The organism is Actinomadura madurae, from assembly GCF_047130825.1.
Lineage (GTDB): Bacteria > Actinomycetota > Actinomycetes > Streptosporangiales > Streptosporangiaceae > Spirillospora > Spirillospora madurae.
In genome coordinates, this window is the sequence record NZ_CP083237.1 from 8,011,824 (window position 1) to 8,037,524 (window position 25,701).

The 25,701-nt window shown below is 71.2% G+C and carries 27 protein-coding genes and 1 tRNA gene; 15 read left to right on the forward strand and 13 right to left on the reverse strand.

Going from position 1 to position 25,701, the window contains the following annotated elements:
* Positions 1-81: 81 nt before the first annotated feature.
* Together K8Z49_RS37140 and K8Z49_RS37145 are read right to left on the reverse strand one after the other, a co-directional pair.
* Complete coding sequence (locus K8Z49_RS37140) at positions 82-1,071, reverse strand: NAD(P)-dependent oxidoreductase (RefSeq protein ID WP_021594943.1); 990 nt, start codon at positions 1,069-1,071, stop codon at positions 82-84.
* Between the two features lie 73 nt (positions 1,072-1,144).
* On the reverse strand, positions 1,145-1,726 hold the full coding sequence (locus K8Z49_RS37145) for a 5-formyltetrahydrofolate cyclo-ligase (RefSeq protein WP_412516353.1): 582 nt from the start codon (positions 1,724-1,726) through the stop codon (positions 1,145-1,147).
* A gap of 33 nt (positions 1,727-1,759) precedes the next feature.
* On the opposite strand from K8Z49_RS37145, the gene galU reads away from it, so the two are divergent.
* The 4 genes from galU to K8Z49_RS37165 are packed head-to-tail and all read left to right on the forward strand — an operon-like array spanning position 1,760 to position 4,873.
* The gene (gene galU / locus K8Z49_RS37150) at positions 1,760-2,686 is read left to right on the forward strand and encodes a UTP--glucose-1-phosphate uridylyltransferase GalU (protein ID WP_075023600.1); all 927 of its coding nucleotides are present in this window, start codon (positions 1,760-1,762) and stop codon (positions 2,684-2,686) included.
* Between the two features lie 26 nt (positions 2,687-2,712).
* Positions 2,713-3,921: a gephyrin-like molybdotransferase Glp gene (gene glp, locus K8Z49_RS37155; protein ID WP_412521247.1), complete on the forward strand. Its 1,209-nt coding sequence runs from the start codon at positions 2,713-2,715 to the stop codon at positions 3,919-3,921.
* Complete coding sequence (moaC, locus tag K8Z49_RS37160) at positions 3,918-4,397, forward strand: cyclic pyranopterin monophosphate synthase MoaC (protein WP_111832121.1); 480 nt, start codon at positions 3,918-3,920, stop codon at positions 4,395-4,397. The genes glp and moaC overlap by 4 nt, the downstream gene beginning before the upstream one ends.
* 8 nt (positions 4,398-4,405) lie before the next feature.
* Complete coding sequence (locus tag K8Z49_RS37165) at positions 4,406-4,873, forward strand: MogA/MoaB family molybdenum cofactor biosynthesis protein (RefSeq protein ID WP_033331257.1); 468 nt, start codon at positions 4,406-4,408, stop codon at positions 4,871-4,873.
* A 32-nt stretch (positions 4,874-4,905) separates the two neighbouring features.
* On the opposite strand, the gene K8Z49_RS37170 is transcribed toward K8Z49_RS37165, so the two are convergent.
* Positions 4,906-6,024: a class I tRNA ligase family protein gene (locus tag K8Z49_RS37170; RefSeq protein WP_021594937.1), complete on the reverse strand. Its 1,119-nt coding sequence runs from the start codon at positions 6,022-6,024 to the stop codon at positions 4,906-4,908.
* A 148-nt stretch (positions 6,025-6,172) separates the two neighbouring features.
* Positions 6,173-6,424, reverse strand: coding sequence for an STAS domain-containing protein (locus K8Z49_RS37175; protein WP_412516354.1), 252 nt, complete (start codon positions 6,422-6,424; stop codon positions 6,173-6,175).
* Between the two features lie 305 nt (positions 6,425-6,729).
* On the opposite strand from K8Z49_RS37175, the gene K8Z49_RS37180 reads away from it, so the two are divergent.
* The 4 genes from K8Z49_RS37180 to K8Z49_RS37195 all read left to right on the forward strand — a co-directional run bounded on the left by K8Z49_RS37180 (position 6,730) and on the right by K8Z49_RS37195 (position 10,950).
* On the forward strand, positions 6,730-7,575 hold the full coding sequence (locus tag K8Z49_RS37180; protein WP_021594935.1) for a universal stress protein: 846 nt from the start codon (positions 6,730-6,732) through the stop codon (positions 7,573-7,575).
* A gap of 136 nt (positions 7,576-7,711) precedes the next feature.
* Positions 7,712-9,355, forward strand: coding sequence for an MFS transporter (locus K8Z49_RS37185; protein ID WP_412516355.1), 1,644 nt, complete (start codon positions 7,712-7,714; stop codon positions 9,353-9,355).
* A gap of 45 nt (positions 9,356-9,400) precedes the next feature.
* Positions 9,401-9,754 (forward strand): YciI family protein, encoded by a 354-nt coding sequence (locus K8Z49_RS37190; protein ID WP_235206384.1) that lies wholly within the window; start codon positions 9,401-9,403, stop codon positions 9,752-9,754.
* A complete protein-coding gene (locus K8Z49_RS37195; protein ID WP_412516356.1) occupies positions 9,745-10,950 on the forward strand; it encodes an RNA polymerase sigma factor in 1,206 nt (401 codons plus the stop codon). Before K8Z49_RS37190 ends, K8Z49_RS37195 begins: the two co-directional genes overlap by 10 nt.
* A gap of 15 nt (positions 10,951-10,965) precedes the next feature.
* On the opposite strand, the gene K8Z49_RS37200 is transcribed toward K8Z49_RS37195, so the two are convergent.
* Positions 10,966-11,745, reverse strand: a complete 780-nt coding sequence (locus K8Z49_RS37200) for a GntR family transcriptional regulator (RefSeq protein ID WP_021594931.1) — start codon at positions 11,743-11,745, stop codon at positions 10,966-10,968.
* Positions 11,746-12,050: 305 nt separating this feature from the next.
* Between K8Z49_RS37200 and K8Z49_RS37205 the strand changes: the two genes are divergently transcribed.
* Genes K8Z49_RS37205 through K8Z49_RS37220 form a run of 4 tightly spaced genes read left to right on the forward strand, consistent with a single transcriptional unit; the run spans position 12,051 to position 17,192 of the window.
* Positions 12,051-13,202 (forward strand): SIS domain-containing protein, encoded by a 1,152-nt coding sequence (locus K8Z49_RS37205; RefSeq protein WP_412516357.1) that lies wholly within the window; start codon positions 12,051-12,053, stop codon positions 13,200-13,202.
* A gap of 42 nt (positions 13,203-13,244) precedes the next feature.
* Entirely contained in the window at positions 13,245-14,219 is a 975-nt protein-coding gene (locus tag K8Z49_RS37210) for a BadF/BadG/BcrA/BcrD ATPase family protein (RefSeq protein WP_075023661.1), read from the forward strand.
* 10 nt (positions 14,220-14,229) lie between these two features.
* Positions 14,230-15,147 carry an EamA family transporter gene (locus tag K8Z49_RS37215; RefSeq protein WP_075023607.1) on the forward strand — a complete coding sequence of 306 codons (918 nt, stop codon included), beginning with the start codon at positions 14,230-14,232 and terminating at the stop codon, positions 15,145-15,147.
* On the forward strand, positions 15,144-17,192 hold the full coding sequence (locus K8Z49_RS37220) for a glycoside hydrolase family 36 protein (protein ID WP_412516358.1): 2,049 nt from the start codon (positions 15,144-15,146) through the stop codon (positions 17,190-17,192). The genes K8Z49_RS37215 and K8Z49_RS37220 overlap by 4 nt, the downstream gene beginning before the upstream one ends.
* 455 nt (positions 17,193-17,647) lie before the next feature.
* Here K8Z49_RS37220 and K8Z49_RS37225 read toward each other — a convergent pair whose 3' ends face one another.
* The 4 genes from K8Z49_RS37225 to K8Z49_RS37240 all read right to left on the reverse strand — a co-directional run bounded on the left by K8Z49_RS37225 (position 17,648) and on the right by K8Z49_RS37240 (position 20,232).
* The gene (locus tag K8Z49_RS37225; RefSeq protein ID WP_412516359.1) at positions 17,648-18,067 is read right to left on the reverse strand and encodes a DUF4190 domain-containing protein; all 420 of its coding nucleotides are present in this window, start codon (positions 18,065-18,067) and stop codon (positions 17,648-17,650) included.
* Between the two features lie 31 nt (positions 18,068-18,098).
* On the reverse strand, positions 18,099-18,293 hold the full coding sequence (locus tag K8Z49_RS37230; RefSeq protein WP_412516360.1) for a hypothetical protein: 195 nt from the start codon (positions 18,291-18,293) through the stop codon (positions 18,099-18,101).
* A 143-nt stretch (positions 18,294-18,436) separates the two neighbouring features.
* The gene (locus K8Z49_RS37235) at positions 18,437-19,084 is read right to left on the reverse strand and encodes a response regulator (protein ID WP_075023611.1); all 648 of its coding nucleotides are present in this window, start codon (positions 19,082-19,084) and stop codon (positions 18,437-18,439) included.
* Complete coding sequence (locus K8Z49_RS37240) at positions 19,081-20,232, reverse strand: sensor histidine kinase (protein WP_412516361.1); 1,152 nt, start codon at positions 20,230-20,232, stop codon at positions 19,081-19,083. The genes K8Z49_RS37235 and K8Z49_RS37240 overlap by 4 nt, the downstream gene beginning before the upstream one ends.
* A 230-nt stretch (positions 20,233-20,462) precedes the next feature.
* On the opposite strand from K8Z49_RS37240, the gene K8Z49_RS37245 reads away from it, so the two are divergent.
* Together K8Z49_RS37245 and K8Z49_RS37250 are read left to right on the forward strand one after the other, a co-directional pair.
* On the forward strand, positions 20,463-20,918 hold the full coding sequence (locus K8Z49_RS37245; protein WP_412516362.1) for a DUF6326 family protein: 456 nt from the start codon (positions 20,463-20,465) through the stop codon (positions 20,916-20,918).
* Entirely contained in the window at positions 20,915-21,274 is a 360-nt protein-coding gene (locus K8Z49_RS37250; RefSeq protein WP_143118728.1) for an IS3 family transposase, read from the forward strand. The genes K8Z49_RS37245 and K8Z49_RS37250 overlap by 4 nt, the downstream gene beginning before the upstream one ends.
* 811 nt (positions 21,275-22,085) lie before the next feature.
* Here the strand turns inward: K8Z49_RS37250 and K8Z49_RS37255 are convergent.
* From K8Z49_RS37255 to nagA, 4 genes are all read right to left on the reverse strand, one after another.
* Positions 22,086-22,159 (reverse strand) — tRNA-Ala (locus K8Z49_RS37255).
* A gap of 47 nt (positions 22,160-22,206) precedes the next feature.
* The gene (locus tag K8Z49_RS37260; RefSeq protein WP_024934990.1) at positions 22,207-22,731 is read right to left on the reverse strand and encodes a hypothetical protein; all 525 of its coding nucleotides are present in this window, start codon (positions 22,729-22,731) and stop codon (positions 22,207-22,209) included.
* A 215-nt stretch (positions 22,732-22,946) separates the two neighbouring features.
* A complete protein-coding gene (locus K8Z49_RS37265; RefSeq protein WP_024934991.1) occupies positions 22,947-23,576 on the reverse strand; it encodes a GNAT family N-acetyltransferase in 630 nt (209 codons plus the stop codon).
* Between the two features lie 73 nt (positions 23,577-23,649).
* Positions 23,650-24,756, reverse strand: a complete 1,107-nt coding sequence (nagA, locus tag K8Z49_RS37270) for an N-acetylglucosamine-6-phosphate deacetylase (protein ID WP_412516363.1) — start codon at positions 24,754-24,756, stop codon at positions 23,650-23,652.
* A 139-nt stretch (positions 24,757-24,895) separates the two neighbouring features.
* Here nagA and K8Z49_RS37275 point away from each other — a divergent pair, with 139 nt between their 5' ends.
* On the forward strand, positions 24,896-25,681 hold the full coding sequence (locus K8Z49_RS37275) for a DeoR/GlpR family DNA-binding transcription regulator (protein ID WP_021598076.1): 786 nt from the start codon (positions 24,896-24,898) through the stop codon (positions 25,679-25,681).
* Positions 25,682-25,701: the final 20 nt, after the last annotated feature.

The window sequence follows — 25,701 nt, forward strand, 5'->3', positions numbered from 1 at the left end:
AAGTTGATCGTTTAGGAATCCTACAGATTCACCGGCAAATCGCATATTTAAGGTTGAGGGATGGCGTGGCGCGGAGCGTGGTTAACGGCGTTTGACCTGCGGATTTACCCCGTTGACCACGTTCTGCACGTTTCGTCCCTGGATGGCCGCGGTGACGTTGTCCTGCACCATCGCGACCAGTGCGAACTGGGACTGGACGGACGTCCCGGCGGCGTGCGGCGACAGGAGCACGTCCTCGTGGGAGCGCAGCGGATGCCCCTGCGGGAGGGGCTCCTCGTCGAACACGTCCAGGGCCGCCCCCGCCAGGCGTCCCGAGTCCAGAGCGGCCAGGACCGCGTCGTCGGGCGCGATCCCTCCGCGCCCCACGTTCACCAGCAGCGCCTTGTCGGGCAGGAGGGCGAGACGGTCCGGGCCTACGAGCCCCCTGGTCTCGTCCGTCAGCGGCAGGGCCAGGACGAGGATGTCGGACGTCGCGAGGAGGTCGTCCAGCTCGCGGTACGCGGCCACCGCCTCGGCGCGCTTCCGCCGCGTCCAGTACGAGACGGCGCAGCCCAGCGCGGTGAACAGCCGCGCCGCCTCGGCGCCGATCGCGCCGTACCCCACGATGCCGACGCGCTGCGCGTGGATCTCGCGAGGGCGGCGCCCGGCCATCTCCATCTGCGGCCACCCGCCCGCGCGCATGGCCCGGTCGCCCCAGGCCAGGCCGCGGCACAGCGCGAACGCCGCGCCGACCGCCCATTCGGCGACCCCCCGCGCGTTGAAGCCGGCCGCGTTCGCCACCGGCACGCCCGCGGCGGCCAGCGCGGCGACGTCGATGCTGTCGGTCCCGACGGCGGGCATCTGGACGAACGACACCCGGCGCGCGGCGGCCACGGCCTCGGCGTCCAGCGCCAGCCGGCCGGCGAAGTCGCCGATCACGATGTCGGCGCCCGGGAGCGCGGCGAGGAGGGCGGCGCGGTCCCTGGACTCGGGGAACACCACCTCGGCGGCGTCGCCCAGCGGGGCGAACAGGCCGCGGACGATCTCCTCCGCGATCGGGGGCAGGGAGAGGATCCGCCACGGCGCCGTCATCTCGAACCTCCTGTCAGGCCGTCCGCGACCGCGGCCCCGCCCGCGATCTTGCCTCCCTCACTCTACGAGCAGGTCACGGCAGCCGGACCAGCCCCCCGGACGGCGTCACCGCGGCCCGGACGCGCTGGTCGTGCGGCTCGGCGGGCAGGCGGGGCAACAGCTCGCCGTCGTACAGCAGCGCCACGGTCAGGATCGCCGGGCCGACCCGCGCCAGCGCCCGGTCGTAGGAGCCGCCGCCGCGCCCGAGGCGCAGGCCCGTCCGGTCGACGGCCACCGCGGGCACCAGCACGACGTCCGCGCTGGCCACGGCCCCGGGACCGCGCGGCGGCTCGGAGGGCTCCAGGCACCCGCGCGCCCCGGGGACGAGCGAGTCCGGCCCCTCGTAGGACGCCCAGTCGAGGTCGCCGTCCGGGAGCAGGCGGGGGAGCAGCACGTACGTGCCGCGCTTCCACAGCGCGAACAGCAGGCTGCGGGTGTCCGGTTCGGTGCCGATCGACACGTATGCCGCGACGGTCCCGGCCATCTCCAGTTCCGGGACCTCCAGCAGCGCGTCGCGGATCGGCCGCGCCGCCGCCGCGCGCTGTTCGGGCGGCATCGCCGCACGTCGGCCGAGCAGTTCGGCCCGCAGGCCGTTCTTCGAATCGATGTCGTGCACGCTGAGGTCCTCGCGGATGACTAGGGTCTGTACATGGCCGACTCTGCACCAGTGCTCAAGGCGGTCGTCCCCGCGGCCGGCCTCGGTACCCGATTCTTGCCCGCGACCAAGGCGACTCCCAAGGAAATGCTGCCGATCGTCGACAAACCGGCGATCCAGTACGTCGTCGAGGAAGCGGTGGACGCCGGACTCTCCGACGTCCTCATGGTCACCGGACGCAGCAAACGGTCGATCGAGGACCACTTCGACCGGGCGTACGAGCTGGAGGAGGCGCTCCGCGCGAAGGGCGACGACGAGCGCCTGGACGCCGTGCACGAGTCCAGCGACCTGGCGATCATGCACTACGTCCGGCAGGGCGAGCCCAAGGGCCTCGGGCACGCGGTGCACTGCGCCCGCCAGCACGTCGGCCACGAGCCGTTCGCGGTGCTGCTCGGCGACGACATGATCGACGCCCGCGACAAGCTGCTGCGGCGGATGATCGAGGTCCGCGCCCGGTACGGCGGCAGCGTGATCGCGCTGATGGAGGTCGAGCCCGACCAGGTCTCGGCGTACGGCTGCGCGGCCATCGAGGCGACCTCCGAGGAGGACGTCGTGCGCATCTCCGACCTCGTCGAGAAGCCCGCCGCCGAGGAGGCGCCGAGCAACTGGATCATCATCGGCCGGTACGTCTGCGACCCCGCGGTGTTCGACGTCCTGGAGAAGACCCCGCCGGGGCGCGGCGGCGAGATCCAGCTGACCGACGCGCTGCGCACCCTCGCCGACATGCCCGCCGACCAGGGCGGAGGCGTCTTCGGGGTGAAGTTCCGGGGCCGCCGCTACGACACCGGCAACAAGCTGGAGTACCTGCGGACGGTCGTCCAGTTCGCCGCGGAACGTCCTGATCTGGCGCCCGAGTTCCTCCCGTGGCTGCGCGAGTTCGTCCAGCGACAGGACGGCGTGGGCGGCGCGAAGAACCCGTGACGGCACGCCAGACTGGGGGCGTGGAGATGAGAACGGTCGACGAGCATCTGGCGGAGATCCTCGGCAGCGTCACGGCACTGCCGCCGCTCGACATGGCGCTGCTGGAGGCGCAGGGCGCGGTGCTCGCCGAGCCCGTGACCGCGCCGGTGCCGCTGCCGCCGTTCGACAACTCCGCTATGGACGGCTACGCCGTCGTCGCGGCCGACATCGCGGCGGCCACCGAGGCCGGTCCGGTCGCGCTGCCCGTCGTCGGCGACATCGTCGCGGGCGACTCGGGCGTGGCGGCGATCCGTCCGGGGCTGACCGCCCGGATCATGACGGGCGCGCCGCTGCCGGCGGGCGCCGACGCGGTCGTCCCCGTCGAGTGGACGGACGGCGGCAACGCCACCGTCCGGATCTCGCGCGCCGCGCCGTCCGGCAACTACATCCGCCGCGCGGGGGAGGACGTCGTCGCCGGGCAGGTCGTCGCGGACGCCGGCATCCGGCTCACCGCGCCCCAGATCGGCATGATCGCGGCGGTGGGACGGGCCCGGGTGACGGTCCGCCCGAAGCCGCGCATCGTGGTCGTCGCCACCGGTGACGAACTGCGCGAGCCGGGCAGCGGTTCGCTCGCGCCCGGCCAGATCTGGGAGTCGAACAGCTTCATGCTCACCGCCGCCGTGGTCGAGGCGGGCGGGGTGGGCTACCGGCAGGCCACGGTGGAGGACGAGCCCGCCAAGGTCCTGGAGATGCTCCACGACCAGCTCGTGAGGGCCGACGCCGTGGTCACCACCGGCGGCGTCTCCATGGGCACCAGGGACGTCGTCAAGGAGGTCCTCGCCGGTACGGGCACGGTGGGCTTCCACAAGGTGCGCATGCGTCCCGGCAAGCCGCAGGGGTTCGGCCTCCTCGAAGGCACGCCGGTCTTCACGCTTCCGGGCAATCCGGTGAGCGCGTACGTCTCGTTCCAGGTGTTCGTGCGTCCCGCCCTGCTGGCGATGCAGGGGCTGCCTCCCGAACCGCTCCCGACCGTGAGGGCCGTCCTCGCCGAGGACGTCGCCTCGCCCGCCGGGCTCCGCCATTTCGTGCGCGGCAGGCTGACGTACGAGCAGGGCTACATCGTCACGGCCGCGGAGACGCAGGGCTCGCATCAGCTCGCCTCCCTCTCCTCCGCGAACGCGCTCATCGTCCTGCCGGAGGACGCGGAGGCCGTGCCGGCCGGTTCGCACGTCGAGGTGATGAGGTTGCCGTCGTGAATTCCACGGGTCCCGAGTTCACCCACCTGGACGACAAGGGATCGGCCCGCATGGTCGACGTGTCGTCGAAGGACGTCTCGGCGCGGACGGCGACGGCGACGGGCTTCGTCCGGCTCTCCGCCGAGTGCGTCGCCCTGCTGCGCGCGGGCGGCGTCCCCAAGGGCGACGCCCTGTCCGTCGCCCGCGTCGCCGGGATCATGGGGGCCAAGCGCGTCCCCGACCTCGTCCCGCTGTGCCACCCGATCGCGCTGCACGGCGTCACCGTCGACCTGGAGGTCCGGGACGACGGCGTCGCGATCACCGCCGTCACCCGCACCGCCGACCGCACCGGCGTCGAGATGGAGGCGCTCACCTCCGTCGGCGTCGCCGCGCTCGCGCTGGTCGACATGGTCAAGGCCGTCGACCCCGCCGCGGTGATCACCGATGTGCGGGTCGAGGAGAAGACCGGCGGCAAGACCGGGGTGTGGCGCCGGTGATCAGGGCGATGGCGGTCACCGTGTCGAACCGGGCCGCCGCGGGCGTGTACGAGGACAGGTCCGGGCCCGTGCTGGTCGAGATGCTGGAGGACCTCGGCTGCCGCGTGGACGGTCCCGTCGTCATCCCGGACGGCGACGCGGTCGCGGACGTGCTGTGGGACGCGGTCGCCCAGGGCTACGACGTCGTCGTCACGTCCGGCGGGACCGGCCTCACCCCGACCGACGAGACCCCCGAGATGACCCGCCGGGTCCTCGAATGGGAGATCCCGGGCATCGCCGAGGCGATCCGGCTGGAGGGCCGCGAGAAGGTCCCCGCCGCGATCCTGTCCCGCGGCCTCGCCGGCGTCGCGGGCCGCACCCTCATCGTCAACCTGCCGGGCTCCACCGGCGGCGTCCGCGACGGCATGACCGTCCTCGGCCGCGTCCTGGCCCACGCCGTCGACCAGATCGCCGGCGGCGACCACCCGCGCCAGTAGGCGCCCGGGTGCCCGCCAGCGCCGGCGAAGGCTCAGCCGAGGGCCAGGACCCGCATGACGTGCCGTGCGGTGCGTCCGCCCTCCTGCTCCGCGACGCCGAGCGCGGTGCGCAGGTCGAGCTCGTCGAGGAGTGCCCGGGTCACCGCCGCCTCGGCCGCGGGGGAGGAGCGGCGGCGCCCGGCCGCCTGATGGAGGCGGTCCAGGTCGGCCGCGGCACGGTCGAGATCGCCGGGCGTGTAATCCCATTCGTCCGCCCACGGCTCGGTGAGGAGCATGAGCCGGACGGCCGAGGCCGCGTGGTCGTGGATCAGGTCCGACACCAGCACCAGGTTGCCGGTGGACTTGGCCATCTTGACCCCGTCCCGGCAGACCATCCCGACGTGCAGCCAGGACCGGGAGAACGGGCGCACCCCGGTCAGTGCCTCGGCCATCGCGGCCTCGTAGGCGTGGTGCGGGAAACGCAGGTCGGTGCCGCCGGAGTGCAGATCCAGAGCGGGGCCGAAGGTCGTCATGGCCATCGCGGTGCATTCGGCGTGCCAGCCGGGGCGTCCCGTGCCCCACGGGCTGGGCCAGGCGGGCTCACCCGATCGCGAGGGCCGCCAGACGGCGACGTCGAACGGGTGCTCCTTCGCGGGATCGTCGGGCGCGTCACCGTATTCGGCCAGCAGGGCATGCGCCCGGTCGGCGTCGAGTCCGGCCCGCCGCGGGACGTCGGCGCCGCGGAAGTAGACCGCGCCGTCGCGGACGTAGGCGTGATCGGACGCGATGAGGCCCTGGGCGAGCGCGACCACCTCCACGACATGGTTGTGCGCGCGCGGCTGGTGATCGACGGGGTGGACGCCGAGGGCGTCGAGGTCGCGTTCGAAATAGAACTGCTGGACGGCGGCGAAGCTGTCGTACGGGCTGCCGGCGCGGTGCGCGGCCTGGTTCAGGACGTCGTCGACGTCGGTGACGTTGCGGCACACGCGCACGTCGCCACCCGCGTGGCGCAGGACGCGGGCGGCCACGTCGGCCCAGACGAAGGTGCGGGCGTGCCCGAGATGGGTCGCGTCGTACGGGGTGATCCCGCAGACGTACATCCGGGCGGGTCCGACGACCGGGAGCCGGCGGCCGCCGATCTTCAGGGTGCGGTCCGGTGCGTTGCGCTCCATGAGTGCCCTCTTCGGTGTGGTCAAAGGCGCCGATCAGCGGCAACCGCCTCCAGCGCGGGCCGCCGCGGACGGGCTGCCGTGCGGGCACGGGCCAGCCGCTCAAGGCGGGCGGCGCGCAGGATCTTCGCGAGCTGCGGACGGACGCCGGTCAACGTGACCGTACCTCCCCGGCGGCGCGCCAGTCCTTCGGCGGCGGCGATCGCGGCCAGGCCTCGCGCGAGCCTCGCGCGTCGCAGAAGGTCAGCGCCGACGTGTCGATCAGGACGTGCGGCCCCCGGTCGTCGATCAGCCGGGCCAGCTCGATCCCGAAATCGGCGGCGGTGGCGATGTCCAGTTCCCCCGCGATCGTGACACGTGTCGCGCCTGCGCCATCGTGCCTGCCCCGCGCTGTGAACTGCACAGGGGTGTTTTGTAGGACGGTGTGGGTGTTTGTTGTGGTTCCTCCATTGGACACCCTTCAAGACTCCGCTGCCGTCCGCTCGGTGGACAGGGACCAAGGTCCCGGTCGTCGCGTGCCAAAGTCCTGGTCAGCGGGCTGGTGGGGGCCGGCCGTCGCTCTCGCGGCCCCAGGCATCGCTGAGGAAAGGACCTTTGCCTCTGGGACGGGGTTCTCCCGCGATGAAGCGTGGAATAGCAACCGCCTAGAGCACATCAATCCCGCGCGGTAACGCGAAATGAACCGAGAGTGACGAGAAGGGGATCGCGATGTCCGAGACGATCGTCGTCGCCACCGACGGGTCCGAGGCGTCGGACCGCGCCCTCGACTGGGCCGCCGCGGACGCCGTCCTGCGCAGGCGCCCTCTGCACATCGTCCACGCCGTCGAGAGCTGGCCCTACAAGGCCCCGCTGTTCGCGCCACCGGAGATCGTCGAGCAGACGACCCAGGCGGGGCACGCGGTCCTCGTCGCCGCGGTCGAGCACGTGCACGAGCGGTGGCCGGACCTGGTGGCGACCACCGCGCTGGTCGCCGAGGAGACGTCCAAGGCCCTGCAGGAGCAGTCGGAGAACGCGTTCGAGCTGGTGCTGGGCAGCCGCGGCCGGGGCGGCTTCGCCAGCCTGCTGCTGGGATCGACGAGCCTGAAGATGGCCGGGCGCTCCGCCGTCCCGGTCGTGATCGTCCGTGGCGACGCCGCGGACCGCGGCGAGGTCATCGTGGGGATCGACCTGCTGCGGGACGTGGACCAGGTGCTCGACTACGCCTTCGACGCCGCCGCCGTCCACGGGGCCCGGCTCCGCGTCGTCCACGCCTGGCAGACGTTCGCGACCCTGATCGAGGCCGGCTACGTCATCGACGCCGAGCAGATCGAGCTGGACCTGCGCAACCAGCTCATCGCCGCCTACAGGCCCCTGCGGGACAAGTACCCCCACGTGGACGTCGTCGACGAGATCGTCCTGGAACACCCGGTCATCGCGCTGTCCAACGCCTCCCGCGACGCCCGCCTGCTGGTGGTCGGCGCCCACGACCGGTGGCCCCCACCGCAGCTCGGCTCGACGACCCACGGAGTCATCCACCACGCGGAGTGCCCCGTCGCGGTCATCCCGTCCCGCTGAGCCCGCCGCCGGCCAGGAGCCCGTGCGGACGAGTACGCCGAATCTTTTCCCGCGAGGTGTCGAACGGCGCCGGACCCGTTCGTAGCGAGGGTGAGAGACCGGCACCGGCCGGTCGCCGCACACCGGAGGCCCCGCGATGTCGGTCACCCCGCCGCTCCACGAGAGCACCGCGACCACCACCCCCAGAGCCGGACGGCGCGAATGGGCCGCGCTGGCCGTGCTCGGCCTGCCCACGTTCCTGGTCTCGATGGACTTCTCCGTTCTGTACCTGGCCGTCCCGCACCTGACCGCGGGGCTCGCCCCGAGCGGCGTCCAGCAACTGTGGATCGTCGACATCTACGGCTTCCTGATAGCGGGCTTCCTGGTCACCATGGGCACCCTCGGTGACCGGATCGGCCGCAAGAGGCTGTTGCTCGCCGGCGGCGCCCTGTTCGGCATCGCCTCCGTGGCGGCGGCGTTCTCCACCAGCCCGGAGATGCTCATCGCGAGCCGTGCGCTGCTCGGCGTGGCCGGTGCCGCGGTCATGCCGTCGGTGCTGGCCCTGGTCACCGGCATGTTCACCGACCAGCGGCAGCGCAGCCGCGCCCTCGCCGTCTATCTGACCTGTTTCATGGGCGGGATGACCCTCGGCCCCCTCGTGGGCGGCGTGCTGCTGGAGTTCTTCTGGTGGGGCTCGGTGTTCCTGGTCGCCGTGCCCGGGATCATGCTGCTGCTGGTGTTCGGTCCCTTCCTGCTTCCCGACCAGCGTGCACCGCGGTCCGGCAGGCTCGACCCGCTCAGCGTCGTGCTGTCCCTGGCTGCGATCCTGCCGTTCGTCTACGGGCTCAAGGAACTGGCCGCCCACGGCTGGGCGCGGACGCCCGCGGTCGCGCTGACGGTCGGCATCGCGGTGGCGGTGGTGTTCGTCCGGCGGCAGCGGCGCCTGCCCCATCCGCTGCTCGACCTGAGCATGTTCGGCGACCGGACGTTCAGCTCCGCGCTGGGCCTGTTCTTCGTGACCGCCATGGTGGGCACCGGAACGCTCCTGCTCGTCACGCTGTACCTGCAGAACGTCGCCGGCCTCACCCCTCTCAAGGCCGGTCTGCTCCTGCTGGTGCCCAACGTGCTGATGATCATCGGCAACCTGGTCACCCCGTCGCTGGCGAACCGCGTCCGCCCGGCGTACCTGATCGCGGGCGGGCTGCTCGTGGCCGGTGTCGGCTACACGCTCTTCGTGCTGGCCGACTCGGCGTCCGGCCCGGAAACGGTCTTCATCGCGATGTGCGTCGTCATGCTCGGCACGGCGCCGCTGGCCGCGCTCTGCAACCACCTCGCCATGGGCGCGGTGCCGGCGGACAGGGCCGGCTCCGGGGCGTCGATCGTGCAGACGACCACCGAGTTCGGCCTCGGGCTCGGCATCGCCACCCTCGGCACGCTCGGAACCGCGGTGTACCGGGGCCGCGTGGAGGACGCGCTCGGCACGCTGCCGCCCCACGTGGCGGACGCCGCCCGGGAGAGCGTCGACCGCGCGGTCGGCGCGGCCGGCCGGCTGCCCGCCGGGCAGAGCGAGGACCTGCTGGCCGCGGCCCGCGACGCGTTCACGTCCGGTGTGCATGTGGTCGGCCTGGTCAGTGCCGTCATCTACGCCGTCCTCGCCGTCCTCGCCGTGTGGGCGTTCAGGCACGTGCGGGACGCGTCCGGCGGCGGTGACGGCATCCCGGAGGACGAGGACACCGCGACGGACCTCCCGGAGATCGTCCCGGCTTCCGGCACGGGGGCGGCCGGCATGGAAAGGTGCTGATGGTGGCGCACGCGGCCGGTTGATGGAGTCGAGGAGTTGATCGTGATGAAGTACCTGATCGCCGTCCAGTTCGACGAGAGCGCGCCGGAGCCCCCGGAGGAGGAGATGCGCGCGCAGATGGCCCGGACGTCCAAGGTCACCGAGGAGATGCAGGCGGCGGGCTCGTGGGTGTTCGTGGGGGGCCTGCTGCCCTCGGACGCGACCACCGTGGTGCGTCCGGGCAACGGGACGACCACGATGACCGACGGCCCGTTCGCCGAGACCAAGGAGCAGCTCGGCGGGTTCTGGGTGATCGAGTGCGACGACCTGGACCAGGCGCTGGCCTGGGCCGAGAAATGCGCGCTGGCCTGCGGCGAACCGGTCGAGGTGCGGCCCTTCATGGACGCGCAGTGGGCCTGAGAACGGATGATCTGGACGCCATCTACCGGGCGGAGTACGGGCGGTGCGTCGCGACGCTGACGCGCGTCCTCGGTGACATCGGGCTGGCCGAGGAGGCGGTGCAGGACGCGTTCGCCACCGCCGTCCAGAAGTGGGAGGAGCCGCCGCCCAACCCCGGCGCCTGGATCGTGACCACCGCCCGGAACCGGGCGATCGACCGGCTGCGCCGGGAGTCGACCAGGGAGGCCCGCCATGCGCAGGCGCTGCTGCTGCACCAGCCCGACGAGCCGAAGGAGGTGGGACCGGTGCGCGACGACCAGCTCCGGATGATGTTCACCTGCTGCCACCCGGCGCTGTCGCCGCTCGCGCAGACCGCGCTCACCCTGCGGCTGCTGGGCGGGCTGGAGGTGCCGGAGATCGCGCGGGCCTACCTGGTGCCCGAGGCGACGGTGTCCCAGCGGATCGTCCGGGCGAAGAAGAAGATCCGCGACGCCCGCATCCCCTACCGGGTGCCCGCCGCCGCCGACCTCCCCGACCGGCTGGCCTCGGTGCTGACCGTGCTCTACCTGATCTTCAACGAGGGCTATGCCTCGACGTCGGGGGAGCTGCTGCGCACGGACCTGTGCCTGGAGTCGGTCCGGCTGGCCAGGGAGCTGGCCGAGCTGATGCCCGACGAGCCGGAGGCGATCGGGCTGCTGGCGCTGCTGCTGCTAACCGAGGCGCGGCGGCCGGCACGGGTGGGGCCCTCGGGCGAGCTGGTGGTGCTGGCCGAGCAGGACCGGTCGCGCTGGAACCGGGAGCTAATCGCCGAGGGTCACGAGCTGGTGCGGCGGTGCCTGCGGCGGGGGCAGCCGGGGCCGTACCAGTTGCAGGCCGCGATCAACGCCGTGCACACCGACGGCCCGGCGACCGACTGGACGCAGGTGCTCGCGCTGTACGACCAGCTGCTGCGGCATTCCCCGACCCCGGTCGTGGCGCTCAACCGCGCGGTCGCCGTCGCCGAGGTGCACGGACCGGACGCGGCGCTCGCCATCGTCGACGACCTGGACCTGCCCGGCTACCACCTGCTGCCCGCCACCCGCGCGGACCTCCTCGCCCGCCTCGGCCGTACCGCCGAGGCCGTCGCCGCCTACGGCGAGGCCATCGCCCTGGCCACCAACGACACCGAGCGGACCTTCCTGGAGACGCGACGAGCACGCCTTGTCCAGGACGCCTGAATCAGGACGGCCCGATCAGTTGGTGATCGAGGCGCGGAACCGGTAGCGGTCGCCCCGGTAGACCTGGACGGTCAGCTCTATCGGGCGCTCCGCCTGGTTGAAGGTCAGCTGGGTCGCGACGAGCATCGGCATGGTGTCGCCGATCTTGAACAGCTCGATCTCCCGCGGCGTCGGATGGCGGGCCTCGACCTCGTAGTCGGCGACGCGCGGCAGCTGCGGCGGGTCCGCCGCGCGGAGGGTCGCGTACAGCGAGGCGCTGTTGAAGTCGGTCCCGGCCAGGGCCGGGCAGGCCGCCAGCGGGAGCCGGTTGTGTTCGAGCACGACCAGCAGGTCGTCGAGGAAGCGGAGCCGGTGGAGGTCGAAGAGGTCGGCACCGGGGGCGATGCGGAGCTGCTCGGCCTCCGACACCGTCGCCGGGCGCACCGTGGCGGACAGGACCTCGCTGCGCGCCGTCAGGCCGTTGGCCTGCGCGTAGTCGGCGAAGCCCTGGACCTGCGGGGCCGTCACAGTGGGCGCCGCCGCCTGCTCGGGGACCTGGAGCTCGGCGACGAACCAGCCGCGTGACGAGGCCGGACGCACGATGCCCCGGGACTCCAGTTCGGCGAGGGCGGCCCGCAGCGTCACCCGCGAGACGGAGTACCGGGCCGCGAGCGCCCGCTCGGACGGCAGCCGGTCACCGGCGCGCGCGGCGGTGGCCCGCAGGTCTTCGAGCAACTGCGCGGCCGTGCGCTCGTACAGGGGGAGCGCGTCGTCGGCGAACAGGCCGCGGGGCAGCGGCGTCTGCTCAACAGTCATACCAGAAGCATACCGGTTGAGCTGATCGTCCAGTTCGGGCCGCCGCGTGCTCTGCCCCTTCTGGCCTGCGCCGTCGCTACCGGGGTCGAACCAAAGAATGCCGGATCTAGGCCATTGACAAACCAAACGCATACCACTTACGTTCCGGATAGACCATCCGGCGAGGACGGGGGGAGCACCACCGTGAGCGGACTTCCCCTCGATCCCGTCCGGCGCCACGGTGACGGCCCGGCGGTGCCGCGGACGCGCGCCCGCGGCGGCCGGCGCCGTTGAGATCCACCCACGCGAGGAGGAACCCGACCTTCATGGATCGAACCCTGGGGTACGCAGCCGGCGAACTCGACGACCGCGGAGCGGGCCGGACGGCCCGTGAGATCGCGCAGCAGCCCGCCCTGTGGCGCGAGGTGGCCAAGACGGTCTCGGCGCTGGGCGGGAAGCGCGACGCCTTCCTGCGTCCGCTGCTCGATCGCCGTGACGTGCGCATCGTGCTGGCCGGTGCGGGGACGTCCGCGTACGCCGGCGAACTCCTGGCGCCGGCGCTCGGCCGCCGCCTCGGCCGCCGCGTCGAGGCCGTCGCCAGCACGGAGCTGGTGGCCGACCCGCACGGCTGCTTCGCGGAGGACGTGCCGACGCTGCTGGTCTCGTTCTCCCGCTCGGGGGACAGCCCCGAAGCCGTCGCCGCGACCCGGCTCGCGGACCGGCTCCTGACCGAGTGCCACCATCTCGTCGTCACCTGCAACCCGGACGGTCTGCTCTACCAGGAGCACGCCGGTGCGGAGTCCTCGATGGTGCTGCGCATGCCGGCCGCGGCCAACGACCAGGGCTTCGCCATGACGTCGAGCTTCACGTGCATGGTGCTCGGCGTCCTGCTCGTACTCGGCGACGGCACGGCCGACGAGGCCGTCCACCGGCTCGCCACCGCCGCCGAACGCGCGCTGCCCGCCATCGCCGAACGAGCCCGGTCGCTGGCCGCGGCGGGCTACGAGCGCTTCGTCTATCTCGGGAGCGGCCCACTGCGGGGCCTCGCGCAGGAGTCGGCGCTCAAGCTGCTGGAGTTGGCCGCCGGTGACGTGGTGACCCACGCCGAGTCGCCCCTGGCCTTCCGGCACGGCCCCAAGGCCGTGCTGAACGATCGGACGCTGGCCGTGGTCTACGTGTCCAACGACGCCTACACCCGGCGCTACGACCTCGACCTGGTGGAGGAGCTCCGCCGGTCGCTCGCGCCGGACGGCGTCCTCGCCCTGACCGCCCAGGACGGCGAGCCCGGGGAGGACCTCTGGCGCCTCCCAGGACTGGACGGCTTGGACGATGCCCTGGTAGCGCTCTGCTATGCCCTGTTCGCGCAGGTTATCGCGTTGCACACCTCCCTCCGTCTAGGACACCGACCCGACAACCCGTTCCCCGCACAGGAGGTCAACCGTGTCGTGCAAGGCGTCACCATCCACCCACTCGGCTGAGCCGCCGCGGGCGGCCATCGCGCCCGGAGCCGGGGCGTGACCATGTTCCTCGGAGTCGACGGGGGCGGGACGAAGACCGCCTTCAGCCTGGTCACCGGGAACGGGGAGATCACCGCGCAGGTGGAAGGCCCGTCCACCGACTACTTCTCGGTGGGCATCGACCTGGTCGGCCGCGTTCTGCGGGACGGTGTCGCGGACGTCTGCGCCAAGGCCGGCATCGCGTCAGGGGACGTCCGGCACGCGTTCTTCGGCCTCCCGACCTACGGCGAGGTCAGCGGCGACATCGCCACCCTCAACGCGTCCGCCCGCGATGCCCTCGGGCACGACCGCTTCGCCTGCGGCAACGACATGGTCTGCAGCTGGGCGGGCTCCCTCGGCTGCGAGGACGGGATCAACGTCGTCAGCGGCACCGGTTCCATCACCTACGGCGAGCGCGACGGCCGCCGCGTCCGCGTCGGCGGCTGGGGCGAGCTGTTCGGCGACGAGGGGTCCGCCTACTGGATCGGCATCCGCGGGCTCAGCTGCTTCTCCAAGATGAGCGACGGCCGCCTGCCCGCCGGCCCCCTGCACGCGCTGATCAAGGAGCACCTGGACCTCGACGAGGATCTCGACCTGGTCGACGTGGTGCTCAACCGCTGGCAGGGGAGCCGGAGCAAGATCGCAGCCCTCAGCAGGCTGGTCGTCACCGCGGCCGACCAGGGAGACCGCCACGGGGCCGGCATCCTCACCGAGGCCGCGCGGGAACTGGCCGAGACCGTGGACACCGCGCGCACGCACCTCGGGTTCCCGCCGGGCCGGCCGGTGCCCGTCTCCTACTCCGGCGGAGTGTTCAACGCCGGCCCGTCGATCCTGGACGCCTTCCACCGCGAACTCGGCGAGCGGTACGCCGCCTTCGAGCTGCGCGACCCCCTCTTCCCACCCGACATCGGCGCCGCGATCTATGCCGCGAAGCTGAGCGCCGACCCGCTGAGCCACGACGCGCTCCAGCGCCTGCAAACCGCATCCAGCACGTCGTAGGGAGAAGACGATGAAGAACGACAGAAGCTGGGTCATCTACGCCGCGCTGCTCGTGGCCTTCTGGGGCACGTGGGGCGCTCTCTCCAACCTGCCGACGAAGTGGTACGACTACCCGGACGAGATGATCTACATCGTCTGGGCGCTGACGATGCTCATCCCGACCTACTTCGGGCTGCGCGGCGTCACCTTCGACCGCCGGCCCGTCGCGGCCGGCTACGGCCTGGTCATCGGGCTGACCGGCGCCGGCGGCCAGCTGCTGCTCTTCCACGCGCTCACCGTCGGCCCCGCCTACCTGATCTTCCCGATCATCGCGCTGTCCCCGGCCATCACCGCGCTGATGGCCATCGCGTTCCTCCGGGAACGGCTCACCACGCTCTCGGCGATCGGGCTCGTCGCCGCCCTTGCGGCCCTCCTGCTGTTCAACATCTCGGACGGCGACGGCGACGCCTCCACGGGCCCCTGGCTGATCTACGCGATCGGCATCTTCGTCGCCTGGGGCGTCCAGGCCTTCTACATGAAGAAGGCCGCCACGGTCGGCGTCAACGACGGAACGACCTTCGCCTACATGACCATCAGCGGACTGCTGCTGATCCCCGTCGCGATCGTCATGATGGGCGGGCTCCCCGGCGACTTCACCTGGAAGGCCCCCACCCTCACCGCCGCGACACAGATACTCAACGCGATCGGTGCGCTGTTCCTCGTCATGGCGCTGAGCCGCGGGAAGGCGACGATCGTGGCGCCCTCGACGAACGCCCTGTCCCCGGTGCTCACCGTCATCCTGTCCCTGGCGATCTACCAGACGGTCCCATCGGTCTACGCCGTCATCGGCATCGTCCTCGCGATCGGCGGCTCGACCCTGATGATCTACACCGACGAGCAGAAGGGCGCGGCCGCGCCGGCGGCCGAGCCCGAGGGGAGCCTGACATGAAGCGGCGCACCGTACTGAAGATCGCCCTCGGAGGCGCCGGAGCGACCGCCCTCCCCGCCGGGGTCATGACCGCCACCCCCGCGAGCGCCGCCGACGTCGTCGGGGTAGGCGACACCACCATCACCCTGGAGTTCGACGACGAGCTGCGCAGCCGGGTGGCCCTGAAAGACGTCGGCATCACGCGCTTCGACGCCGGTGAAGCCCTCCTCCTGCAAGGCGGGGCCATCGAGGCGTTCACCTACCGCGGACACCGGACCCGCAAGACCCGGCACCCCCGGCACGGCGCGGGCGTCCACGTGACCATCCACGGCGACGCCGACAATGGCGTGCGGAAGACGGTCGAGCTGACCTCCTTCAAGCGCCTGCCCGGAATGATCCTGATGAAGGTGACCTACACCAACCGGTCGCGTACCGCGCTGAAGGTCACCGGATGGCGCAACGGAGCCCACGAACTCATCAAGAAACCCGGCGGCTTCTACACCTTCTCCGGCACCACCCACGAGGACCGCCGCGACTGGGTGCAACCAATGAAGGACGACTTCTTCCAGGAGAACTCCCTGGGAATGGACTCATCCGACTACGGCGGCGGAACACCCCTCGCAACCGTCTGGCGCCGCGGCGCGGGCCTCTCCGTCGGCCACGTCGAACCCGTAGCGAGAATCCTGAGCATGCCCGTCCGCAGAACAACCCGCGGAGCGAGCATCGCCATCAAAGCCGAAACCGACCGCACCCTGAAACCGGGCCGGCACCTGACCACGGAAACCACATTCCTGACGGCAGCCCCGGGTGACCACTTCGTGCCCCTCCAACGCTACCGCGACTACATGGGCGACATTTCCCTGCGCGCCCCCGACGCCCCCGACTCGGCCTTCGAGCCCATCTGGTGCGCTTGGGGCTACGAGCGCGACTTCACCGTCGACCAAGTCATCGGGACACTCCCCAAAGTGCGCGAGGTCGGCCTCCACTGGGCCGTCCTCGACGACGGCTGGCAGACCAACGAAGGCGACTGGGACCTCAACCCCCAAAAGTTCCCGCAAGGCGAACCGGACATGCGAGCCTTCACCAAGCAGATCCGGGACGCGGGCCTGCGCCCCCGCCTCTGGTGGGCCCCACTGGCGGCGGACCCCGGAAGCAATCTGTTCACCGAACACCCCGACATGCTCCTGCTGGACCGCGACGGCAACAAGCAAGAAGTGACCTGGTGGGACGCCTACACGCTGTGCCCCGCCTACCAGCCGACCGTCGACTACTTCGTCCGCCAAGCCAAGAAATTCATCGGCGACTGGGGCTACGAAGGCCTCAAAATCGACGGCCAGCACCTCAACGGCGTCACCCCCTGCTACAACCCGGCCCACCGGCACGCCCGGCCCGAAGAATCGACCGAAGGCGTGGCCCGCTTCTGGAAGGCGATCTACGAAGCCGCACATCAGGCGAACCCGAACGCCCTCATCGAACTGTGCCCCTGCGGCACGGCCTTCGCCTTCCACAACCTGCCGTACGTCGACCAGTACCCGGCGTCGGACCCGGAGTCGTCCTACCAGGTCCGGACCAAGGGCAAGACGATGAAGGCCCTGATGGGGCCGGGCAGCAGCTACGCCGGCGACCACGTCGAACTCTCCGACGGAGGCGACGACTTCGCCTCCAGCTACGGCGTAGGAGCGGTCCTCTCGACCAAGTTCACCTACCCGCAGGACACCCCGGACGATCCAAACGCGCTAACCCCCGAACGGGAAGCCCTCTGGCGCAAATGGATCGCCCTCTACAAGAACAACATGCTCCCCACCGGCGTCTACAGGGGCGAACTATACGACATAGGCTTCGACAAGCCCGAAGCACACGTAATCGCCAAGGGCAGGACCCTCCACTACGCCTTCTACGCCCCCCAATGGAACGGCACAATAGAACTACGAGGCCTGGGAAACGCCCGCTACCACCTAACCGACCCCTTCACCGGCAAGTCCCTAGGCACAGCAGACGCCCGGAACAACAAGGTAAAACTAACCTTCAAGCAGTTCCAACTCCTAACCGCCACCCCAACCCCCTGACACCGCACAACCAAGACGCGGCGGGCGGGATGACCATTCCGTTCCCGCCCGCCGCGCCCCACCGCCTCAGCAAGGCAAACGCCGCAACTCACGCCTTCGAGGATCGCTCCCACCGAAACAGGTGGCCACCAATGCCGCTTGACGGTCCCCTTGGTGGCGACACGCGCCTTGGTAAGAGTGCGCAGCTTCGCCCGCCGGCTGCGCCGCTGCAGCCTGCTTTCGACCCAGTCCCCCAGCGGTACACCAGGTTCCTTCCGCCACGTCTTCGGCCGCCGACGCGCCAGCCGCTCCTCGGCCTCCTCGGCCCTGTCGCGGTCGAGCGTGCCGGTAGCATCCCGAAGAACCCGCTGGAGACGATGCCGGTTGGCGCGATTAGGAAACCGCTTGTTCAGCCGTACCGCATTCCTGGACGTCTTGTCGTTCTCCGCGTAGGCATTGCGGCGGTCTGACGAGGCTCAAACCAGTTGAGGGATGACCAGTCCCCAGACCACGACCATCATCCAGCCGAGCGCGGCTCCGGCGATCGCCAACCCGATGCCGGGCTGGCCGGAGCGGCGCACCCGCGCCCACGCCACGTGCCCGAGAAGGATCGCCGGGATGGAGGTGACGCCGCAAGTGATCGGTCCGAACAGTCCGAGCACCAGCGCCCGGATCGCAGCATGGTTTTGGGACGTCCAGGCGCCTGGGATGCCGTGGATGAACGAGGGCGGCCAGACGGGTCCGTAACCCTCAGAGCGCGGCCGCGCTTCTCGGCTGGCGGCCTCCCGGTACCACCATTCAGCCTCGGCGGACCGCCGCTCACCCTCAAGCACCGCCGCGTAGTCGCGCGTCGCGTCCGGGTCACCGCCCAACGCGGCCTCCTGCCGCGGCTCCAAGCGTCCCACCACAGCGTTCCCTCATAAAGCCTCACGCCACGCTGACAGGGCAAGCAATGATCAACCCCGAGCGGTCGAGCCAGATCACGGATGTGAATGCGAGGGCCAACGAGGTCCGTTCCTCGACCGGGGGATTGCCGAGCAGCCTCCGGCACACCCAGATCGTAGGGTCGATGGTGCTGGACTTCTGCAGCTCGAGATCGGTGAGCAGCGCACCGACCTCCAACCACCCGTCCACCAGGTACGCGCGTCGAGGTGTTCGGTGGCAATAGCAACGAACCGGGGGAGTGCGCTGATCGATATGCGCGCGAGCCGCTTTGTGACGCTGTGGGGGGTTGCGGCGAAACGGCGGCGGGTGCCTTTGCGGCGTCAGATGCGGCCGGTCTCGTGGGCCCACATGGCGACCTCGACGCGGTTTCGGGCGCCGAGCTTTCGCATGAGGCTGGCGAGGTGGGCTTTGACGGTGCTTGGGGTGATATGGAGCTCGCTGGCGATCTCATTGTTGGTGCGGCCTTGGGCTACAGGCACGAGGACTTCCTCCTCGCGGGCGGTGAGCGGTTCTATCGGCTGCCTCGGTGGTGGGGTCTGTGCGTGGGCGAACGCTGCGAGCAGTCGGACGGTCACGCTGGGTGCGATCAGTGCGTCTCCGTCGGCGGCGGCGTGGATGGCCTGGGTCAGCAGGGCGGGTCCGGCGTCCTTGAGTAGGAACCCGCGGGCGCCGGCTTTGAGCGCCCCGTGGACATAATCGTCGAGGTCGAAGGTGGTGATGACCACGATCGGCAGGGGATCGGTGACGTCGGGGCCGGCGAGGCGTCGGGTGGCTTCGATGCCGTCCATCAGCGGCATTCGGATGTCGAACAGGCCGACGTCGGGGCGCAGCTGGAGCGCCAGGCGGACTGCCTCGCGTCCGTCGGCGGCCGCGCCGACCACTTCGATGTCGGGTTGGGCGTCGAGCAGCATGGTCAGCCCGGTGCGCACGATGGGCTGGTCGTCGGCGATGAGGACCCTGATGCTCATCGTGGTGTCCCGGTTCGAGGCAGGACCGCCTCTACCCGCCAGCCCCGCTCGGCGGTGGGGCCTGCGTGGAAGGTGCCGCCGAGCAGTGAGGCGCGTTCCCGCATGCCCACCAGGCCGTAGCCTGCTGGGGCGCGGCCGCCGGCGGCGGAGCCGTCGTCGTCGATGGTCAGCCGTACCTGGTCGGCGTCGCCTGTGACGGCGACGGTGACCTGGGTCGCGTGACGGGCGTGCCGTCGAGCGTTGGTGATGGACTCCTGGGCCAGGCGGTAGATCGCGGCCCCGACCGCCGGGCTGAGGTCGTCGAACTCGCCGAATAGCGTCACCCTGACGCAGGGACGCGTCCGGCCATCGGTGGCGAGCTGCTCGACCTCGGCCACGCCGGGCTGCGGCGCGAACTCGGTGTCCTGTGTGGCGCGGAGCACGCCGACGATGGCGCGCAGCTCGGTGAGGGTGCGGGTCGCTGCGTCCTCGATGACGGCCAGGGCCTCGATGGCACGCTCGGGGTGGGAGGCCGCGACGGCACGTCCTGCTTGGGCCTGGATGGCGATACCCGAGACGTGGTGGGCGACGGTGTCGTGGAGTTCACGAGCGAGCTGTTCGCGTTCGCGGGCCTTGGCGTGGTCGATGTCGCGGATGCGGATCTTCGTGCGATAGCGGATCGCGGTGCCGAGCGCGGCGGCGGACAGGAAGAACGCGTATCCCGCGACCACCTCCGCCAGGCTGGTGGGGTCGGCGCCGAGGGTGGTGATGACAGCCAGCCAGAGCACGATGACGCCGAGGCCGCTTGCGGCTTCCCGACCAGAGCCCCACCGGAACAAGGCGTAGGCCAGGATCAGCACCGCGATGCTGCTGTTCAGCAGGGCGCCTTGCGACCCGGTGAGGATTCTGACGATGTCGACGATCGTCAACGTCCCGAAGGAGACCGCAACCGCGACGAGCGGGTGCGTGCGTCGCCACAGCAGGGGGCCGAGGACCGCGAGCACCGCGAGTAGCAGCAGCGGGCGTGGCGCCAGGTCCTGGCGAAGCACCGCTTCCACCACCGACCAGCAGATCAGTACTGCGACCAAGGCCCAGTCCCGCGGCCCCAGCTCCGGGGCATTCATGGGTCGAGGTTCGGCCCACAGCGAGCGGAGTGCGTTGGTGGCCATCTGATCAGCCTAGGCAGCCCGCGTGCTCGGTGTATTCGCCGAAAGTACAAGAGCCCGGCTGTGCCAACGGCCAGGTCGAATAAGGCTCCGCGGCTGATGTGCCCGCCGCCGGCGTCCGTGAAGGTGAAAGCACCCACCCGATCAAGCCAGGGAGCATTGTGATGAGAACGCCTCAATCCCACACCGCACCAGAGAATCCGCCGTCCCCGAGCACGCTGGAAGATCTGCGCATGCCCGTGCAGGCCAAGCTCGCAGCGGCATGGACCAGCTTCATGTTCCTCTACATCTACGTCGACTACCTCGCCCTGTACAAGCCCGGCTTCCTCGACGACCTCCTGGCCGGCAGCGTCCACGAGTTCGACACCGGCCCGACCTTCGTCGCCATCGCGCTCACGCTCATGGCCATCCCGATCCTCATGATCCTGCTCTCCGCGACACTGCCCGCCGGTGTCAACCGCACCATCAACCTCGTCGTCGCAACGCTCTACATCCCCGTCTCGATGTTCAACGCGGCAGGGGAGACCTGGACCTACTCCTACTTCTACGGCCTGTCCATCGGACTCGAGGTGCTGCTCCTGGCCTTCATCCTGCGCTCCGCCTGGACCTGGCCACGCCGCATCGCATCACCGCCGACCCTGGCAGCCGACCTCGACAGCGAGCCACCCCGCAGGCCGCAGCAGGCATGACCGCCCGCCCCGCACCCGACCATCCTTCGCTCGCGCCACCCGCGGGCACAATCCATTCAGCGAAGATCAAGCCAGCTCAACCCCACAGGTCACGCCCCACCCTAAATGGACACAATTCGGGGCCAGTTCCGGTCTGTCGGGTCTTGGGCCTATGCCCGGGCACCTACTACGGCCACGAATGCCGACCGCCTCGACCCGGAACCCGCCGAGATGCCGTGTTGACCGAGCGGATCCAGTTCGTCCACCAAGCCAACTACGGCGTCTCCGGTGCTCGCCGGGTGCACCAGCAGGTACGTCGGCAGGGCCGGCAAGTGACGCGGTGCACGATGGGACGGCTGATGCGCCAGCAGGTTTGAAACGCGCGCGCCGTGGAGCCAGGCGCCGCACTACGGTGCCAGATGAGACGGCACCGCGGCCGCCGGGCCTGGTCAACCGGCCATTCGTCGCGGATCGGCCCGACCGCGCGATTCCGGCAGACGATCCCGATGCCCGGGGCCTCGCGCAGCCACACGGTGAAGGCATCGGACCCGCGGTCGGGCAGGACATCGACTCGCCAGCGGGCCTCGGCGTCGATCGACGCTGTTGCGTAGGAGCGGGAGCGCCGCAGAGAGACTTCGTCTGCGCCCAGCACCCGCGGGATCGCCACCGTTGGAATAGGGGCCGTATCGCAGTGTGCCGCGACGCCGGCACACCCAGAGTCGAGAGCACACGGGAACCAGCCCGACTCGCCACTCTCGCGCCACCGCCCCGACCCGCACAGGCGGCCGGGCAGTTCGCCGCTTATAACGCTCCAGCACCCCGGCCACCTGTTCCGGGAAGGCCGCCGAGAGTACCGCCAGCTGCGCCGGGCGGGGCGGCGTACCTACGCAACCGGCCGATCGCCAGGCAGACCGGCAGACCGGCCACGGTACGCCTGCACTACGCAGGGACGTGGACGGTCTCGCGTCGAATGGGAGGCGGACGCAGGTGCGTCTCCGGTAACGACCTCGTGTCCGAGGTGAGGGCTACGTCACGAAGCCGTGACCGCGGCGGTGCGGCCGGGGTGTGACGTTTGGGTGGTCGCGCGTGCCATCTGGTGTCGGGTGGGCTTGGTGGCGATGTGGTGGCAAATGATTAGAGGCCGGTTGGGATTTCTCCTGAACCGGCCTCTTGCCTGGGATGTCTCGGTGGAGCTGAGGGGATTTGAACCCCTGACCCCCTCGATGCGAACGAGGTGCGCTACCGGACTGCGCTACAGCCCCGAGGACTCCGTAAGGTTAGCAAACATCGTGGGGTGCTCGCGCATCCGTTATTCGCCGACGGCGCGGCGGTCGTCGGCGTACTGGTCGAAGACCTCGTCGGGGGCGGGGAGCTCGATGACCTCGGCGGCTTCGGTGGCCTCGGCGGCGCGGCGGGCCTGGTCGGCACGGGCGCGGGCCGCGGCGCGGGCCCGTGCGGCGGCGGCCTGGCGGCGGGCGGTGTCCATGCCGACGGCCACGCGGAGCAGGGCGAGGTGGCCCGCCAGCAGCAGGGCCGGGGGCGCGGTGATCCACCAGGGCGCGACGCCGGACGCGGCGACGGCGACGGCGGTGAGGACCAGGGCCGTGAGGCCCGTGGTGCGGCGGCGGCGCCGGGCGATCACGGTGGCGCGGCTCACCGGGCGGCGGGGCTCCGGGGCCTCCTCTTCCTCGTCGTCCTCGGCGACGGACTCGTCGGGACGCTTGTGGAGGAGACGGGAGATTCCGGTCGCCTCGGTGTCGCGGCGCAGCCACATGGGTACGAGGACGACGGCCCAGACGGCGACGATCGCGAGATAGAGGACGGCGCTGCTCATCGGCCCCACCGCCCCAGGGCACGCTCAGGAGGCGGGCCGACTTTCGGCGCGCGAACGTGCAATGGGAGCAGGGTCACGCCCCGCACGGTACGAGGGGGTGTCAGAGGTTGACGAGCATAAGGGGCGGTGTGTCGCGAGATCGATCTCGCCGTTACTCTCCGTTTGCCGGGCCTTCTCGAACGGAGGATTCTTACGGCCGGAAAGTCACGTCCGGCTCAGGTGTGCCGGGGAAATGCCTGTTTACGGTCGGCGAGCCAGCGGGCGCGCAGGCCGCCGGGGACGTCCTCGACGGTGAGGGCATAGCAGATGTGGTCGCGCCAGGCGCCGTCGATGTGCAGATGGCGGCGCCGAATTCCCTCTTCCCGGAATCCGAGCTTTTCGACGACGCGGCGGGACGCGGTGTTCTCCGGGCGGATATTCGCCTCCAGCCGGTGCAGGCCGACGGTGAAGAAACAGTGGTCGACGGCGAGGGCGACCGCGGTGGGAATGACGCCGCGTCCGGCGACGCGCTTGTCGACCCAGTAGCCGATCTGGGCGGAACGGGCCGAGCCCCAGACGATCGCGCCGATGGTGAGCTGGCCGGCGAAGTCGTCCTCGTGGGTGACGACCCACGGCAGCGCGAGGCCCTGGCGGGCCTCGCGGCGCATCGTGTGCACCATGCTGAGGTACGGGCCGAGGCCGCTGCGGAACAGCGGGGTCTCGGGGTTCGTCGGCTCCCAGGGGCGGAGCCAGTCGGCGTTGCGGACCCGCAGCTCGCGCCAGACGGCGGCGTCGCGATGCCGCAGCGGGCGCAGCCCGACAGGGCCTTCGGTCAGGGTGACCGGCCATCCCCGCAAACGTTCCACGGTTCCATGATTCCCTGGTCGGACGTGTGGACGCCATTGATTGCCACCGAGAATTCGGGCACGTGGGACGTCCTCAGATGCGGCGGCCCTTTCTCATCACCCAGGAAACGCTCAGGTCGTCGTCGAGAACGACCAGGTCAGCGTCCTTGCCGGGGTCCAGGGAGCCGATCCGGGAGTCGAGGCCGAGCGCGCGTGCCGGGGTGAGGGACGCCGCTTCGGCGGCGCGCTCGATCGGCAGGCCGGCCTCGGTCACGGCCTGGCGGAACGCGTCGGCCATGGTGATGGTGCTGCCGGCGATGGACGTCCCGCCGGCGAGGGTGGCGCGGCCGCCGCGGACCTCGACGTCCATGACGCCGAGGCGGTAGTCGCCGTCGCCCATCCCGGCGGCGGCCATCGCGTCGGTGATCAGCGCGACGCGGGGCGTGGCGGCGAACGCGAGGCGGGCGACGGCGGGTTCCACATGGACGCCGTCGTTGATCAGCTCGACGGTGACCCGGGGGTCGGTGAGCGCGGCGGCGACGGGCCCTCCCTCGCGGTGGTGCAGCGGGCGCATCGCGTTGAACAGGTGCGTCGCGACGCGGGCGCCGGCGTCGAACGCGGCCCGCGCCGTCGCGCCGGGGCCGTCGGTGTGGCCGACGGCGGCGATCACGCCGGCGTCCGCGGCGGCCCGGACGAGGTCGAGCGCGCCGGGCAGCTCGGGCGCGAGGGTGATCATGCGGACGTGCCCGCGGCCGACCCGGACGAGCCGGCCGAACTCGGCGGGGTCCGGGGGGCGCAGCAGCGCCGGGTCGTGGGCGCCGCAGCGGTCGCGGGACAGGTAGGGGCCTTCGAGGTGGACGCCCGCGATGACGCCGTCGGCGGCGAGGTCGGCGAGCCCGGCGACGGCGGAGGCCAGCTCGTCTGGGGTTCCGGTGACCAGGCTCGCGATGGTGGTGGTCGTCCCGTGCGCGAGGTGGAACTCGGCGGCCCGGCGGGCCTCGGCGGGGTTCTGGTAGGACGCGCCCGCACCGCCATGGACGTGCATGTCCACGAAGCCGGGGACGACGTACCGGCCGCCGAGGTCGAGCACGTCGCCCGGTCCGGGCGCGGCCGCGATCGTCCCGCCGGCGATGTGGAGGGCGCCGTGCCGGACGCCGTCCGGCAGGACGACCCGGGCGTTGGCCAGGGAGGCGACGGGCATGGGATCCTCTCGCTGCGCGCATATGATCGATGCTGATTGTTCCATGGCGAGAACGCGCAGGTAAGACCAGGGGCGCGCAGGGCTAGAATCCGCGGGACGGAGATCGCCCAGCCCGTCCACCCGCACGAAAGGGGGCCGTGTGGCCCGGCACGAGCGCTGGAACGCGCTGCTCGAAATGCTCGCGGACGCCGGGCAGCTGACCGTCGAGGAGGCGTCCCGGCGCATGGGGGTGTCGGCCGCGACGATCCGCCGCGACTTCGACCAGCTCGCGCAGCAGCAGATGCTGACCCGCACCCGCGGCGGCGCCGTCGCGCAGAGCGTCAGCTACGACCTGCCGCTGCGCTACAAGGCGGCGCGGCACGCGTCCGAGAAGCAGCGGATCGCGGCGGCGACGGCGGAGCTGGCCAAGCCCGGCTCGATCATCGGGCTGAACGGCGGGACGACGACGTCGGAGGTCGCCCGGGTCCTCGCCACCCGCGCCGACCTGCACGCCGAGGGGACGACGCCGGGGGTCACGATCGTGACGAACGCCCTGAACATCGGCAACGAGCTGGCCGTCCGGCCGCATGTGAAGATCGTGCTGACCGGTGGGGTGCCGCGCCCGCAGTCCTACGAGCTGACCGGGCCGCTCGCCACCGGGATCTTCGACCACGTGACGCTGGACATGGCGGTCATCGGGGTGAACGGGGTGACCGCGCGGCACGGCGCGACCTGCCACAACGAGGGCGAGGCCGACGTGAACCGGCTGATGGCCGAGCGCGCCGACCAGGTGGTCGTGGTGGCGGACGGCTCGAAGGTCGGGCACCGCGCGTTCGCCCGCATCTGCGACACCGACCGGATCGACGTCCTGGTGACGGACGGGACGGTGCCGGAGGCGGAGGTGGCCGCCTTCACCGAGGCCGGGGTGCGCGTGATCCAGGCGTAGCGGTGTCGTAGGGCGGGGTT